The sequence below is a fragment of the Paenibacillus sp. FSL A5-0031 genome (assembly GCF_001956295.1).
Taxonomy (GTDB): Bacteria; Bacillota; Bacilli; order Paenibacillales; family Paenibacillaceae; genus Pristimantibacillus.
The window spans coordinates 118,624-134,195 of the sequence record NZ_MRTD01000002.1 but is presented as its reverse complement, the minus strand read 5'-3'; the positions used below and the strand labels follow the sequence as shown (position 1 = coordinate 134,195).

14 protein-coding genes are annotated in these 15,572 nt (G+C 46.6%); 13 read left to right on the top strand and 1 reads right to left on the bottom strand.

The genetic code is table 11. The features are described from left to right. Positions 1-48: 48 nt before the first annotated feature. From spoIID to BK120_RS34520, 7 genes are all read left to right on the top strand, one after another. Positions 49-1,239 (top strand): stage II sporulation protein D, encoded by a 1,191-nt coding sequence (gene spoIID, locus BK120_RS04085; protein WP_256710791.1) that lies wholly within the window; start codon positions 49-51, stop codon positions 1,237-1,239. A gap of 82 nt (positions 1,240-1,321) precedes the next feature. Continuing rightward, positions 1,322-2,068 carry a M23 family metallopeptidase gene (locus BK120_RS04080; protein WP_076266223.1) on the top strand — a complete coding sequence of 249 codons (747 nt, stop codon included), beginning with the start codon at positions 1,322-1,324 and terminating at the stop codon, positions 2,066-2,068. A gap of 192 nt (positions 2,069-2,260) precedes the next feature. Next, positions 2,261-2,548: a sporulation transcriptional regulator SpoIIID gene (spoIIID, locus tag BK120_RS04075; protein ID WP_054025430.1), complete on the top strand. Its 288-nt coding sequence runs from the start codon at positions 2,261-2,263 to the stop codon at positions 2,546-2,548. Positions 2,549-2,672: 124 nt separating this feature from the next. Beyond that, positions 2,673-3,665 carry a rod shape-determining protein MreB gene (gene mreB / locus BK120_RS04070; protein WP_076266222.1) on the top strand — a complete coding sequence of 331 codons (993 nt, stop codon included), beginning with the start codon at positions 2,673-2,675 and terminating at the stop codon, positions 3,663-3,665. Positions 3,666-3,840: 175 nt separating this feature from the next. After that, positions 3,841-4,704 carry a flagellar hook-basal body protein gene (locus BK120_RS04065; RefSeq protein WP_076266221.1) on the top strand — a complete coding sequence of 288 codons (864 nt, stop codon included), beginning with the start codon at positions 3,841-3,843 and terminating at the stop codon, positions 4,702-4,704. A gap of 32 nt (positions 4,705-4,736) precedes the next feature. Next, the gene (locus tag BK120_RS04060; RefSeq protein ID WP_076266220.1) at positions 4,737-5,579 is read left to right on the top strand and encodes a flagellar hook-basal body protein; all 843 of its coding nucleotides are present in this window, start codon (positions 4,737-4,739) and stop codon (positions 5,577-5,579) included. Between the two features lie 16 nt (positions 5,580-5,595). Further along, entirely contained in the window at positions 5,596-5,913 is a 318-nt protein-coding gene (locus BK120_RS34520; protein WP_083681610.1) for a DNA-directed RNA polymerase subunit beta, read from the top strand. Between the two features lie 147 nt (positions 5,914-6,060). Here BK120_RS34520 and BK120_RS04050 read toward each other — a convergent pair whose 3' ends face one another. Further along, on the bottom strand, positions 6,061-8,265 hold the full coding sequence (locus tag BK120_RS04050) for an Ig-like domain-containing protein (protein WP_144376682.1): 2,205 nt from the start codon (positions 8,263-8,265) through the stop codon (positions 6,061-6,063). A 245-nt stretch (positions 8,266-8,510) separates the two neighbouring features. On the opposite strand from BK120_RS04050, the gene BK120_RS04045 reads away from it, so the two are divergent. The 6 genes from BK120_RS04045 (at position 8,511) to BK120_RS04020 (ending at position 15,474) form a co-directional block, all read left to right on the top strand. Then, positions 8,511-9,044 carry a CDP-alcohol phosphatidyltransferase family protein gene (locus tag BK120_RS04045; RefSeq protein ID WP_076266218.1) on the top strand — a complete coding sequence of 178 codons (534 nt, stop codon included), beginning with the start codon at positions 8,511-8,513 and terminating at the stop codon, positions 9,042-9,044. A gap of 176 nt (positions 9,045-9,220) precedes the next feature. Next, positions 9,221-9,652, top strand: a complete 432-nt coding sequence (gene fabZ / locus BK120_RS04040) for a 3-hydroxyacyl-ACP dehydratase FabZ (protein ID WP_056631018.1) — start codon at positions 9,221-9,223, stop codon at positions 9,650-9,652. Between the two features lie 33 nt (positions 9,653-9,685). After that, positions 9,686-11,413: a phospho-sugar mutase gene (locus BK120_RS04035; RefSeq protein ID WP_076266217.1), complete on the top strand. Its 1,728-nt coding sequence runs from the start codon at positions 9,686-9,688 to the stop codon at positions 11,411-11,413. Positions 11,414-11,448: 35 nt separating this feature from the next. Continuing rightward, positions 11,449-13,593, top strand: a complete 2,145-nt coding sequence (locus tag BK120_RS04030; RefSeq protein WP_076266216.1) for a DUF5693 family protein — start codon at positions 11,449-11,451, stop codon at positions 13,591-13,593. Continuing rightward, a complete protein-coding gene (csaB, locus tag BK120_RS04025; protein ID WP_076266215.1) occupies positions 13,557-14,705 on the top strand; it encodes a polysaccharide pyruvyl transferase CsaB in 1,149 nt (382 codons plus the stop codon). Before BK120_RS04030 ends, csaB begins: the two co-directional genes overlap by 37 nt. Before the next feature lie 64 nt (positions 14,706-14,769). Beyond that, positions 14,770-15,474, top strand: coding sequence for a WecB/TagA/CpsF family glycosyltransferase (locus BK120_RS04020; protein ID WP_083681660.1), 705 nt, complete (start codon positions 14,770-14,772; stop codon positions 15,472-15,474). Positions 15,475-15,572 lie beyond the last annotated feature (98 nt).

Sequence of the window (15,572 nt, the reverse complement as noted above, 5' to 3'; positions counted from 1 at the left end):
GTGGCTGCTTCCTGCTTCCTTTTTCCGGCCAAGATGGAAGGAGAGCTCATGAGGCGAAGAAGAGGGACGTTTTCAATAGTTTCGATGATCGATCGTATGCGGACAAGCAGACCGATGGCCTTGTTTGCAATCGGAGCGATGCTTGGCGCATCTGTCATTCTAGTAAGGCTTTCAGTTGACGAGCTTCACGATGCGAAGGCTGCTAGGTCTTTAACAGACAACGCATCTATTAAAGCGGGTAATCAAACGATGCCGAAAACGGACATGTTGGATGATGCGGATGCGCTCATTCCATCTTCTGAAAATGATCTTTTAAATCGGCCAACGGCTGGTGATGGGAAGAACGGTGAAACGCTGGATGTGATTGATCGTCTCGTTATTCGTGTTTATTTAACGAAGGAAAAGCGGATAGAGCGAGTTCCGCTTGAAGCGTATGTTCGCGGTGTAGTAGCTGCGGAAATGCCAATCGGATTCGAGCTTGAGGCGTTAAAGGCGCAAGCCATTGCAGCACGTACGTATATGATTCGTAGAGTTTTTCTTGGCAATGATAGCGGAGTTCCGGTAAAAGGAGCGGATGTGACGGACACGACCGATCATCAAGTGTATATTTCAGTTGCAGAGCTCGCAGCCAAATGGCCAAAGAATGAGCAGAAAAACAATATGAGTAAGCTTAATGAAGCGATCCTTCAGACGAAGGGCAAGGTTATCACTTATAAAGGCGAACCGATAGATGCTGCGTTCTTCTCTACCAGCAATGGATTCACCGAAAACTCGGAGGACTATTGGACGCAAGAAATTCCGTATTTGCGCAGCGTAGCAAGCCCATGGGACAAAGAGCTGTCGCCGAAATATAAAGAAACGGTCAAGCTGTCGCTTAACGAGTTTTACAGTAAGCTAGGAGTAGCAAAGAAGAACTCTGCCAAACCTTCCATTCGTGTAATAGAGAAGACGGAAGGAAATCGAATCAGCAAGATGATTATCGGAGACAAAACGTTCACAGGCCGAGAAGTGAGAGAGCTGCTAGGACTTGCTTCCTCTCAATTTATTTGGAATATAAAAGATAAATCGATATCCATAACGACTTTTGGTTATGGGCATGGAGTCGGCATGAGCCAGTGGGGAGCCAATGGAATGGCGCAATCAGGGGCAAAAGCCGAAGCTATTCTGGCTCATTATTATTCTAGCGTTCAAGTGGAACAAGCTTCGAAGCTATCGGAAGAGCTGAGAGCTCGCTCGTAATTTGAACTCTTTCAATATTTCGTATTCACCTCACGTATAAACCTAGCAGATCTGGTAACAATGGCTAGTGAGGTGATAGAAAATGAATGATCAAAATCAAAGTAAACCGAAGCAAAGACCAGAAGAAACTCCCAAAACTGTTCTGGGAGGAACGTCTGCCGCCAAATCTAGCAGTGGATGGAAGAACCTTTTTGCAAAGCGATGGGTATCTCCAGCAATCTTCATGGCCGCGGCAGCAATTATCGTAACCTTAATGTGGATCTATCAGGGGGCGGATACAAAACCGACAGCGACAACAGGAAAAACCGAGCCTTCTGAAGTTACACAAGGGGAAGCGTCAGGAACGCAAGGCAAGGATGAAGAAGTGCAAGAAGTTATTGCTGCCAACGAATCGATCCATTGGCCGCTAGCTGACAAAACAGTGCTTAAAGAAGAGCTTCCATTCTACGATGCAAAAGCAAGTGACGCAGAACGCGAAGCTGCATTGATCCAAACGGGTGACAAGTTCTCTCCTCATATGGGTATCGACTTTGTTGACCCAAATGGAAAAACATTTGATGTGCTTGCAGCATTATCCGGCAAGGTTACTTATGTGGAGCAGCATCCAACTAACGGCAACTCCGTCGAAATCACACATGAGGGCGGTCTAGTGACTGTTTACCAAAGCTTAGCGGATGTAACAGTTAAAGAAGGCGATGATGTTACGCAAGGAACAATAATCGCAAAAGCCGGTCGCAATGATTTGGAACGCGATTTGGGCATCCACCTTCATTATGAAACAAGAAGCAATGGCAAGGCGATAAACCCAAGCTCGTTAGTCCAAGAGTAATACAAGTTAAACCATAACGTCAGGGTAGTAAAAATAGGACTTTAGTCGTACAGGCGGGGAGCAATTCCCTGCCTGTTTTACGTTTTTATGAAAATTTATTCACATTCCTGCCTGTCAAGCTTGGCCACAACGAATATATACGGTGCCTACTCATATAATGTACCAAACTATCTCGAGTAGGGAGGCGGGAACGTGCACGATTACATTAAGGAGCGAACCATTAAAATAGGCCGCTGCATCGTGGAAACGAAGCATACGGTGCGGACGATCGCCAAGGAGTTTGGTGTGTCTAAAAGCACTGTGCACAAGGATTTAACTGAGCGGCTTCCTGAAATAAACCCCGATTTGGCCGATCAGGTAAAGCACATTCTCGAGTACCACAAATCGATTAGGCATCTGAGGGGAGGAGAAGCGACCAAAATTAAATATAAAAAAACGAGTACAAAAAAGCGTGAAGTACTCGCAGCAGGCAAGCATTGAAGTTTTTTCACGAATTATAGAGGAATTTTGTCTTTTTTGGCGAATAATAAACGTTAGCGGTTTCTGTGTCAAGGGAACCAAATGTACGTTTTGTAATTATTATTCGTTGGGGGACTTAAGCCTTATGTTGAGCAAGGATATTGGGATTGATCTTGGTACTGCTAATGTATCCATACATGTAAAAGGAAGAGGCGTTGTTCTCGATGAGCCTTCTGTAGTTGCCATTGAGAGTGATTCAAAACGCGTGCTGGCAGTTGGCGAGGAAGCGCATCGCATGGTAGGCAGAACGCCGGGCAATATTATTGCGATTCGTCCGCTGCGTGATGGTGTTATTGCGGATTTTGAAATTACGGAAATTATGCTTAAAGCATTTATTGATCGCGTGGAGGGACGGAAATGGTTTAGCCGTCCCCGTATTCTTATCTGTGCTCCAACCAACATTACTTCTGTGGAGCAGAAGGCTATTCGTGAAGCTGCAGAACGCAGCGGAGCAAAAGAAGTATTTCTTGAGGATGAACCAAAAGCCGCTGCGATAGGGGCTGGAATGGATATCTTCCAGCCTAGCGGCAATATGGTCGTTGACATTGGCGGAGGCACGACAGATGTAGCCGTTCTTTCTATGGGCGATGTTGTCACTGCCTCCTCCATTAAAGTCGCAGGGGACAAGTTTGACGATGCGATTATGAAGTTTATCAAGAACAAATACAAGCTTCTAATCGGTGAAAGAACAAGCGAGGATATTAAAATTAAAATTGGTACTGTGCTAGAGGGCGGAAAACAGGAAGAGATCGATATTCGCGGTCGCGACATGGTTTCAGGGCTTCCTCTCACATTAACGATTCGTTCAGGAGAAGTTCGTGAGGCGCTATGGGATTCCGTAATGTCCATCGTATCGGCTGCTAAGGCTGTGCTGGAACGCACGCCGCCTGAGCTGTCAGCGGACATTATTGACCGTGGTGTTATTTTGACAGGTGGAGGCGCTTTGCTTGGCGGACTAGATTCGCTACTAGCAGAAGAGCTTAAAGTTCCTGTGCTTATTGCGGAAGATCCGATGCACTGCGTCGTTAAGGGAACGGGAATCCTTCTAGATAACTTGGACAAGCTCGGGAAGAAGTAAAGACCGTATGCGGCCTATATAATAGATGATTTGCGCGGGTAGGGAGCCTTAGGGGGGCGTAGCCGAGGCGTAAATGAGTCATAGGTCGCATGGACAAGCTATTCAGGCAGCCTTGCTTTCAACCGATAACATATATAGCTAGGATCGATTGGAAGCACTAAGGGGGTAACAACGGATGTTAAGAGGATTGTACACCGCGGCGTCAGGCATGATTTCTCAGCAGCGCAGACATGATACGGTGACGAACAATATTTCGAATATTAATACGCCTGGTTATAAGCAGACAAACGCTGTAACTCGTTCGTTTCCGGAGATGATGCTGTCATTGACAGGCGCGGGTCCGGAGAATTTCACCAAGATCGGTAAACTGACTAACGGTGTATTTGCGGAAGAAAGCTTGTCTATTCATTTGCAGGGCGATCTAACACAGACGAACAACTCGTCTGACTTTGCTTTGATCTCCAACATTGAAGTAGACGGGTTGTCCTTTGACGCTTCCGGTAAAAATATAAGCCCGGACGGAGAGATTACTTTTCAGCCTCAAGCCTTTTTTACACTACAGGATCAAAATGGCGAGGTTCGGTATACGCGGGGCGGGAAGTTTACGCTGACCGAGGATGGCTTTCTTATGGGAAGTGACGGATCGAGCGTGCTTGGAACGAATGGTCAGCCGATTCGGATGCCTGCCGGTGTAGGTCTAGACAGACTCGTACTGACTGATAATCAACGCTTCGTTGATGCCAATGGGCAGGATATCGGCGTTCAATTGCTAATTAGCCGTGTTGATAATCCGAATATGCTTGTGCGCGAAGGGAACGGAAGCTTCCGATTCTCGGGAGAGGGCGGCGAAGCTGTCGCTATCGCTCCGAATGAACGCGTGGAAGTGAGACAAGGCTACATAGAACGATCTAATGTTGATACCGCGCAAGCAGCTATTGACCTTATGTCGGCGCTGCGCGCTTATGAAGCTAACCAGAAGGTTATCCAATTTTATGATCAAAGCTTGAGCAAAGCCGTCAACGAAGTCGGTCGCGTGTAACAACAGGTTGAAGTAGCGGAGGTGCACGAAACATGAACAGTTCAATGATTAACGCTATGGTATCCATGAATGGTCTTCAACAGAAGCTGGATCTTCTTGCGGATAACATTGCTAATGTGAATACGGTTGGTTACAAAAAGAAGGAAGCTACCTTTGAGGATCTTCTTACGAACTTAAGAACTCAGCCGGAAGCTTTCAATCAGCCTGGCCGTAAAACGCCGATGGATTTCACACAAGGCTGGGGCTCAAGAATGACAATGGTTCAGCCCAATTTGTCCCAAGGTCCAATGCAGGGAACCGATAAGGACACGGATATTGCGATCGAGGGAAATGCATTGTTCGAGGTGGAAGTGGACAACGCTGGCAACCGTGCTTATACACGCAATGGAGCGTTTCAGTTGACGGTCGGCGCAAACGGTGATACGATTTTGGCAACGGAAGACGGATATCCAGTCGTAGCTAATGTAAGAAATGCTGTGACAGGAAACGTGGTTGAGGGCAATATCGTAGTACCACAAGGGTACAGTTTGCGGGTTAATCCAGATGGAACGGTGCTAGGAGTATCTTCCGAGCGCACAATTCCGCTTGGCAGTATTAAGCTGCTCCAAGCTTCGCGTCCTGCGGCACTAACTGCTGTTTCTGATAACCTGTTTGTCGTTGCAAACGGAATTAATGCTGGTGATGTCGTGCAGCAGACCGTGCCGAACTCGGAAAATAACATTGTACTGCGTCAAGGTTACTTGGAGCAGTCAAATGTCGAGCTGACGGACGAGATCACCGAGCTTATTAATGTGCAGCGCGCTTATCAATTGGCAGCTAGAGCGTTATCGTCAAGTGATACGATGATGAGTCTTACCAACGGGCTGCGCGCATAAGGATAGGATGATGTGAATGAGTATGGCCGATGAGCGAATGGACCACGAAGCAAGCGGATCCGGGAGTAAAGCGGAAGAGAAAAGCTCAGGGAGGCAGAAGCGCGCCAGTCGCGTGAAGGCTGAAGAGAAGAGCTCCAATAAGAAGCAACGGCCCAAAGGGGTAAGCATGCTGCTGTGGCTTTTGCGCAAAAGCATCGTACCGCTCATAATGATCATTATGCTTGTGGCAGGCTTATACATTGGTTACGCTGTAATAGGCAAGCAGCCTGAGGATGAGGTTTTTAGCTGGGCTACATGGCAGCATCTCTATGACTTAGTGTTTGCTGAATCGTAATCAATTAAATAGAAAAAGGGATGCCCGCTTTGCAGTGTATGCTGCGCAGCGGGCTTCCCTTTTTTTGATGATCAATACTTTATTTGTGCAAGTGAAAAACTCGTCGTGTAATGAGGTAACGAGCTTCTCACTTGCTGCATTTTTGAACTATTTTACACTTACTCTAATCGTCACACTTTTTCCTGCATAGGTTGCTTTAATGGATGCAGATCCTTTGCTAACAGCGACGATCTTTCCATTAACGACTGTTGCGACACTCGCTTTGGAGGATGTCCAAACGGCATTGTCGGTAACGTCAGCCGGGTTTCCAGTCGTAAAGTTAGCTTGCAGCTTAGCCGAATAGCTTCCTCCCGGACTGAGCTGAACCGATTTGCTGGATAGTACAAGTGATTTCAGTTTAGGTGAAATCACGATAGGAACGGTGACCGTTTTGCCTTGGTATGAACCAGTAATCTTAGTTGTTCCTACGGCAATTCCTTTAACCGAGGTACTGCTAACGGTTGCGATATTAGGATTGCCAGACTCCCAGTTCATTTTTGAACCTAGTGAAACCTGCTTGCCGCTCTTGTAGTAACCTGTAACCTTAACGGATTTGGATTTTCCAGGGTAAAGATCTAGAGAGATAGGGTCAACAACAAGCTTGACGATTTCTTCCTCTATTCTTACACGTACCGTTACACTCTTAGTCAGGTAAGTAGCAGTGAGCGTGATGCTTGTCACATCTAAGCCCTTCATCGTCGTTTCTTTCAATACGATATCATCTGATGAAGCCTTCCATTTCACTCTGCTTGAAATATTCTCTTCTTCTCCGTCTTCATTAATAACGGTTACGGAAGGGAAAGGCGTTTCTTTTCCTAAAATAATGCTAAGTTCCTTAACGTCGGCAATAAGCTTTAACGGCTTCATGTGAACGACTAATTTTACATCCGCTTTATAGTTTTGAAGAGATGCTGTAAGAACGGACTCTCCGAGTGTTTTGGCTGTCCATTGACCATCTTTAATCGTTGCAATCTTCTCATCTGCGGATGACCATTTTACGATTTTGGATACATCTACCTTCGAGCCATCAAATGTTGTTGCCATGACTCTAGGAAGATCCTCGCTAATATCGGTATAACCATCGATCGTTTCCGTTTCAATACTAAGTTCAGTTATGCTCGGATACACTGTAATCTCGATGCTGCGGCTTACACCTTTGTAGCTGGCTGTAATTCTAGTTGTACCGACGGATTTAGGGCTAACCAATCCATTTGATACAGTAGCGACTACAACGTTTGAAGACGTCCAATCGGCTAAGGTGGTTACTGGAGAAGAGAAATTTTTATTGTCGAGCACATCTGCTGTTACTTGAAGATTTGCGTCCTGAAGCTGCAGATGATATTCCTTCTCTGGAGAGAGCCTGATTGATTGGTAAGGCGTACGTATGACCACATCGATCGTTGTACTAACCCCTTTATGAGATACGGTGATCGTCGTTTTTCCGGCGCTTACTGCAGATACTACGCCTTGTTTAACTGTAGCAACTTTTTCATTAGCACTAACCCATTTTGCATCTTTTGTTACATCAAGGATCGAACCGATCTTTGGATTGACGGATGCCGTTAATACTTTATCATCATTGCCGATGTCGATTTCGACTAGCTTGCCAGAAGTACCTGAATCAATCGTAATTGATTTGTAAGGGGAGGTTACATTTAATGTAATCGCATCGGATTTACCTTTAAGCTTGGAGGTAATTGTAACAGCTCCAACACCTAACAGTTTAATAACACCTTCATCCACGGTTGCGATCGCTGCGTTCGATGTTGTCCAGACAGCGTCACCTGTTACATTTTGCGGCTCTTTGTTTGCTTTCAAGCCGTTTAGCGTGAAGGCCAGATTTTGACCAATCTCGATATCCAGCGTTGTTGGAGCGGTTACTCCGTTCTGCATGAGGCTTACGGAATCATAGATATAGTCAGATGAAGCCTTGATAGAAATGGTGAAGCCTTTATAAGTAGCGCTTATCGTTGCGGTTCCCTTGCCTACACCCGTTAAGACGCCTTTTTCCACTTTGACGAAAGCGGTATTCGATGATTTCCATGTCGCATCGGCAGTAACTTCTTTTCTAGTGCCTGAGCCTGTTGCGAAAACGGCTAGATTAACCTTATCATCTTCAACAAATGTTTCCAGTGATGATGTGTTGCTGTTGTAATCCGATGGGTCATAGGTGAAATCAAGGCCGGTAACCGTATCTTCTGCGGCGTTGACAATGCCGGTCATGGAAGTCATAACCATTACGATTGCAATTGTAGCTGCAAGCCACCTGCGAGTTATTTTCAACGACTTATTCAAGCGTAAACTAAAATTCACTACATCCCTGTCCTTTCTTGTTTAAAGTAATTGGTATTCTATTTATAACGGTAAGTAGATGGTGAAAATGAATAACGATCACAAAATGTATACATAAAAAAATTGCAAATAGTCAGTTAGAACTAACTTCTGCAATTTGTTCCGCTTATTAGGAACAGCGGATAGTTTTATTTTTACGGGAGGTAGTTGTATAATAGTTGGGAACCATGGTGGACCGTCAGTTATAGGTAGAGGAGCGTGAATAGTTGAATCTGCCGAATCTATTAACATCATTGCGTTTTTTATTAATCCCTGTCTACATCGTGATTTTTGCGGAAGGACATATGATTCCTGCCTTTTTGATTATGGTAGCAGCCGGAATAACCGATGTTCTTGATGGTTATATCGCGCGCAGAACCGGTCAGATTACAACGGCTGGAATGATGCTTGATCCGCTTGCGGACAAGATGATGCTGATCACTGTTATTGTATCGCTGCTCGTATCCGGCCATATTTCCTGGGCTGCGGCTGCAGCGATGTTTTTGCGCGATTTGGGCATGATAGCGGGGGGATTCTATTTTCACTTCCGAGGGAAAAAGACGGTGCCTGCCAACTGGATGGGAAAGCTGACAACTGTGCTCTTTTATGCAGCGATAATGCTCATTTTCTTTGAAGCGCCGAATGCTCATATTTATTTGTGGGGCGTTATTGGCTTTTCATTCATTACTTCAATGATGTATATCGTCATGTTTAAAGCGCTGAATAAACACATAACAGAAACACCTACTGGACATTCGTGATCATCAAGTCACTACATATGAACAAAGAGGCTTGGCGGAGGACACTTCGGGTCCAAGCAGCCAAGCCTCTTATCTTAACCTTCATAAACTGCAGTTTATGAGGGATATGTATAGTGTCGTACAGAATGACACTTTTTATACTACCTAACTTAACTATTGAGAGGGGCTTTTTTTTCATGTTGGATATTAACCAAATTCAAGAAATCATTCCGCACCGCCCGCCGTTTCTGCTAATCGACCGTATTTTGGAGGTTGAGCCAGGCGTACGCGCAGTCGGTCTTAAAAATGTTACGATGAATGAACCTTACTTTGTTGGTCATTTTCCGGGTTATCCGGTTATGCCAGGCGTGCTTATAGTAGAAGCGCTTGCACAAGTAGGTACTGTAGCGATGCTGATGATTGAAGCCAATCGTGGCAAGCTTGGCTTTTTTGCTGGCATCGATGGCTTCCGCTTTCGCGGTCAAGTTAAGCCTGGCGATACGTTGACGCTTGAGGTCCAGATTACAAGGCTGAAGGGCTCTATTGGAAAAGGACAAGGAACAGCACGGGTTGGCGATCAAATCGTTGCCGAAGGCGAGCTTATGTTTGCTTTATCTAATCCTTCATAAATTAAAATTCATGAATGAAAGAGGCTGCTAAATATGACGAACGAAACGAATGCTAATGTTATTGCTAAATATGAAGCGTGGCTAAATGATCCGTTGATTGATGCAGGAACAAAGGACGAGCTTCGCAGTATTGAAGGACAAGAAAAAGAAATTACGGATCGCTTTTATCGCGACCTTGAATTTGGTACGGGCGGCTTGCGCGGCGTAATGGGTGCAGGAACGAATCGTTTGAATACGTATACGGTTGGTAAAGCAACACAGGGACTCGCAAATTGGCTGCTTGCTGGCAAGTCGGCGGATGGAGCGGCTCCTTCTGTTGTTATCGCTCACGATTCCCGCAATAACTCACCTGAGTTTGCACTCGATGCAGCGCTTGTGCTTGCGGGCAACGGCATCACTACTTATTTGTTCACAGCGCTTCGTCCAACACCACAGCTTTCTTTTGCGGTACGTGCGCTGAATGCAGCAAGTGGAATTGTCATTACGGCAAGCCACAATCCACCTGAATATAATGGTTACAAAGCATATGGCGCTGACGGCTGCCAGCTTATTCCTGAGGAAGCTGAACAAGTTATTTCTGCTATCAGCCAAATCGCGGGTTTCGATGAAGTAAAACGGGTTTGCCGTGAAGAAGCTGAAGGAAAAGGCTTGCTGCGCTGGCTTGGAGATGACGCCGATCAACAATTTATTGATACGGTAGTTGCTCAGAGCTTGAATGCTGACCTTATTAAAGGTGAAGTTGGAGAAAAAATTAGTGTTGTCTTCACACCTCTACATGGCACTGGCAACATGCCTGTTCGCGAAGTGTTGAAAAAGGTTGGTTTTAAAAATGTACACATCGTACCGGAGCAAGAGCAGCCGGATGGATATTTTAGCACGGTAAAGTCTCCTAACCCGGAAGAGCGCGAAGCGTTCACGCTTGCGATTAAACTGGCGCAGCAGGTGAATGCTGATATCATTATCGGTACTGATCCTGACGCAGACCGTATGGGTGCGGTTGTGAAAAACAATGAGGGCGAGTACGTGGTACTCACTGGCAACCAATCGGGTGCGCTAATGGTTCATTATGTGCTAAGCCAGTTGAAGGAACGTGGACAGCTGCCAGACAATGGCGTAGTGATCAAAACGATCGTAACTAGTGAACTAGGCGCAGATATTGCCCGTTCCTATGGTGTAGCGGTTGAGAACACGTTGACAGGCTTCAAATATATTGGTGAGAAAATGACTCGTTATGAGCAAACAGGAGAGCATACCTTCCTATTTGGCTACGAGGAAAGCTACGGTTATTTAACAGGAACTTATGCGCGTGATAAAGATGCGATCGTTGCTGCGCTGTTAATTGCTGAAGCTGCAGCTTATTATAGCAGTCAAGGAAAAACGCTATATGATGTTCTTTTGGAGTTATACGCTGAGCATGGCTTCTATTTGGAAGGCCTGGAGTCGCGTACACTTAAGGGACTTGATGGCGTGCAAAAAATAGGCGCTATTATGGATGACTGGCGTCAAAACCCGCCTGCAGAAATCGGCGGCGTCAAAGTGGAGAGTGTGCTTGATTACGGCAAAGGCCAAGATGGCTTGCGTCCGGAAAATGTATTGAAATATTTGCGCGCAGATGGCTCATGGTTCTGCCTTCGTCCATCTGGCACGGAGCCAAAGATCAAAGTTTATTTTGCGGTTAAAAGTGAGTCGAAGGATGCTGCTGTTGAGGCACTGCAAACATTGCAAGCCTCCGTTATGGAACGGGTAGACTCTACCGAATAGTACAATAATTAACCTGTTTAGAACGGAGGAATTGTGTGTTTTTACGTTGGCAGCAATGGAATCGGCGCGCAAGATTCGCATTATGGATCATTGCAATTATCGGGGTGGCGGCAGCATTGCCGCTCGGTGCCGTTCGGATGGAAATGGAAAAATCGTCGAAGCAAGTAGAATATGTATTTGATTATCGGGATATTATTGAGGTGGCGGAGCGTCAGGCTCGTCCGCAGCAATTTTTAACGGAAAAGCTGGAGATGCTCAAGGAAGCTGGCGTCACTACAATGGCTGTTTATGAGAGCTCTCTGAAGGATCTGCAAATTTCCGGCAGACTTACTTTTTACAGCTCCAGAGATGCTGCACTACTTCAAAGTAAATTTGAGCCGGTAGGCCAAAACTTTACTTATATTTTGTTCAATGGGCCCAAAGAAGAAGAAATGATTGGACCGATTGTTCGCGAAGCGCTTGATCGTTCCGAGGCTGTGTATAGCAATTGGTCGTACGGTGGCCGAAATGGCTTAGTCGTTGAGATGCCTATTGCAGAGGCAGTTATGAAGACGATGGATTTTGATCCGATTTCACTTGAAACGATTCATAATGCCGGACTTCAAATATTGCCTCGCTTATCTGACCGTATTAAGCCTTATGATCAGCAGGCAACAGATGCTATGCTTGCGAAATTGAAGGAATACGATGTAGACCGCGTATTGTTCGACGGTGACAAAGTAAAGGGTGCATCCGATCAAGCGATGGATAACAGCCTTTATCAGTTCGGAGAACTGCTCAAAAAATACGATATGGGCGTAGCGACCATAGAAAATTTGAAAAAACCGCAACAAGGCATAAATAAATTAGCTTATATTACAAATTATAATGTAGTGAGATTATATTCATTGTCGGAGAACGACGGTATGACGATGACGCCGGAAGCTATTGCTGATCGTTTTCTTTTAGCGGCGAAGGATCGTAATATCCGGATGTTTTTCTTGAACGGGACAGCTCAGTCCAATACGGATAAAGCAAAGGTAGTTCACTCCTTGGACCGCATTGCTGAGGCAATGAGTGACGAGGGCGGAATCGTAGATAAGCTCTCGGACGCCGGCTTTACGCCAGGCAAGCCAAAACCGTTTGATCATGAGCAGCCTTCTTGGAATAAACCGCTGCGTGCAATCGTTGCTGCGGCTGCAGTAGCACTGATTACTTTGTTAATCGGCGCATTTATTCCAGGCGTTTATATTCCAGTTTATGCGATTGGCTTAGTTGGAAGCGCAGGCTTGTACAAGCTAAACAGCTCGCTTATGGAGCAAGGACTTGCATTAGGTGCTTCAATTGCAGCCCCTACGCTGGCTCTTATATGGGTAATGAATCGGATTTATTCCCGTACCGTTGGCGAGCGTCGTGTTATTGGCGGAACGAAATGGTCAGTAGGAAGAAGCCAGCAAGGGCAGACTCCTCAGCAGCCAGGTGCTGTATATGAGAACGGCAATCGTATGAAATGGATATTCCCTGCCATATCTACGGGAAGACGTTTTGGTCTTGCTCTGAATTGGTTTATTGTGGCGACGCTCATCTCTCTTATGGGAGCGCCGATGATATTCGGATTGTTGAACAATATTACGTACAATCTTGTATTGGAACAATTCCGCGGCGTAAGTGTGCTGCATTTGGCTCCGATTATCCTTGTGGCCATTTATGTGTTTTTCTATAACGGTCAAACATCAATCGGAAAGCTGCGCAAGCTGCTTTCTCAACCTATTACATTAACATGGATTATAGTAGCTGGAGTTATTGGCGTTATCGGCTTCTATTACTTGTCTCGTACAGGGAATGGTGGACAAGCACCTGCTATTGAGCTGCTTATTCGCGGTTGGCTGGAAAATACATTCGGCGTACGACCGCGCTTTAAAGAGTTCATGCTTGGTCATCCGCCGCTGCTGCTTGGCTTGTTCCTTGCACTTCGTTATCGCGCGGCATGGCTGCTTGTTATCATTGGTTCGATCGGTCAATTGACGATGGTTGATACGTTTGCACATCTTCATACACCACTTCACATTTCGATGATTCGTGTAGCGCTCGGCTTGGGTACAGGTATCATAATCGGATGTATCTTGATTTTGGCATGGCAGATCGTGGAAGGAGCAATTCGTAAATGGGCACCAGCCATCATCCGCAAATTCGTCGAATAGTAATTTCAGGCTATTATGGCTTCTACAACAGCGGTGATGAAGCGGTACTCAAATCGATATTGCTAGCACTAGAAGAAGAAGGCAAGGCGCAGGGCGTACAAATTCAGCCGATCGTTTTATCAGGTGATCCAGATTGGACAAGCCGTATGTACGGAGTTGAAGCTGTCCGCCGCATGCATCCAGGAGATCTATGGAAAGCATTGAAAGGCAGCGACGGTCTAATAAGCGGAGGCGGAAGCCTCCTGCAGGACGTTACAGGCGCCAAAACGATTCCTTATTATACTGGCGTCATGAAGCTGGCCCAATTGCTGGGTAAGCCAACATTCGCTTATTCGCAAGGGATTGGCCCTGTGATTCGGCGCTGGATGGACCCTATGATTCGCGGAGTAATGAAGCAAAGCGCATATGTATCCGTTAGAGATGAGGAATCCGCTGCTTTGCTTGGACGAATCGGCGTGCCTAGTGATCGGATCGATGTTGTTCCCGATCCGGTCATGGGCTTGCCGCTCCCTGCGGGTTCATCAGCGGCTGGACAAGCTTCCGACCCTGCTGCTGCGCCGCTGGTCGGTGTATCGCTGCGCCCCTGGCGCAGTGACGGCGCCGATCTCGAACGCGCCGCCGATGCGCTAGTCGCGCTGTCGAAGCGCATGCCTGTCCGGCTGCGCTTCCTGCCGTTCCACACGCCCTCCGACACTGTAGCGTCGGAGCAGGTGCTGGAACGGCTGCGCGGCAGGCTCGGCGACGGCTCCACCGCCGAGCTGGCCGCGCCCGGCGACGACCCCCAGCAAATGCTGCTTGAGGTCAGCCGGTGCGACGCTTTGTTCGGCATGCGCCTCCATGCGCTTATTTATGCCGCCGGCCAAAGGGTTCCCATGCTTGGCCTCTCGTACGACCCGAAGATCGACCAATTTCTGGGTCGACTTGGCATCAAAGCCATCGGCACGACGGAGCAGCTCGATGCCGAAAAATTCGCAGAAGCAGCGGGTTTGCTGCTGTCTGACAAAGAGGGCTGGCAAGCGAAGCACAAGCCAGCGATCGACCTTTTAAAACAACAATCGCAAAGACCGGCGCAACAAATTGTACACTTGCTGCGTCATACATTATCGAGGTGAGTTCCTCTTGTCGAAACAACTACCAACTGTGCCGATATACGGCATACCATTCTCCAAAGTGGGCATGGATGACACAGTCAATTACTTAATAGAAGCGATCGAAGCAAGACGGGTAACACATGTGATTACCGCTAATCCGATTATGATTATGTCTGCCGTCGAGGACTCCAAGTATAGTGCAATGATGCGGCGCGCAGATCTAATCGTACCCGATGGTGCAGGAGTTGTGTGGGCAGCCAAATACGTAGGACAGCCTGTTGCTGAACGTGTGACGGGGTTTGATCTCCTTCACCGCTTGCTGCATGAGGGTGAAAAGCGTAGATGGAAGGCTTACCTGCTTGGCACCTCACAGGAGATTATTGAAGCCGCGGCAGAGAAGCTGCAGCTGCAATATCCTCAAGTGAAAATTGTAGGCTATCGGAACGGATTTTTTGGCCCTGATCAGGATGAGGAAGTCATCGAAGAAATCCGTGCGGCTGCTCCTGATTTATTGTTTGTGGCACGAGGCGCGGATACGCAGGAGCCGTGGATTGTGAAATACAAGCAAAAGCTGGGCGTACCATTGATTATGGGCGTTGGCGGAAGCTTCGACGTTGTTTCGGGTAAATTAAAGCGAGCTCCGAATATTTTCCAAAAACTTCGGCTTGAATGGTTTTATCGCTTGCTGCAAGAGCCTAAACGCTACAAAAGAATGCTTGTTTTGCCGAAATTCGTAGTGAAAGTGGTTCGCGACAAAGAAAACGTTACAAAACCTCGACCTACACCGTGAAATTCTCGTTAAAACCATCAAAATTGGTTGAAAACGGGGTTGGAGTTTCCTTTCCAATCGGAGTATAATTCACTTCGGTAGAAAGAAAAGGGGAGTTG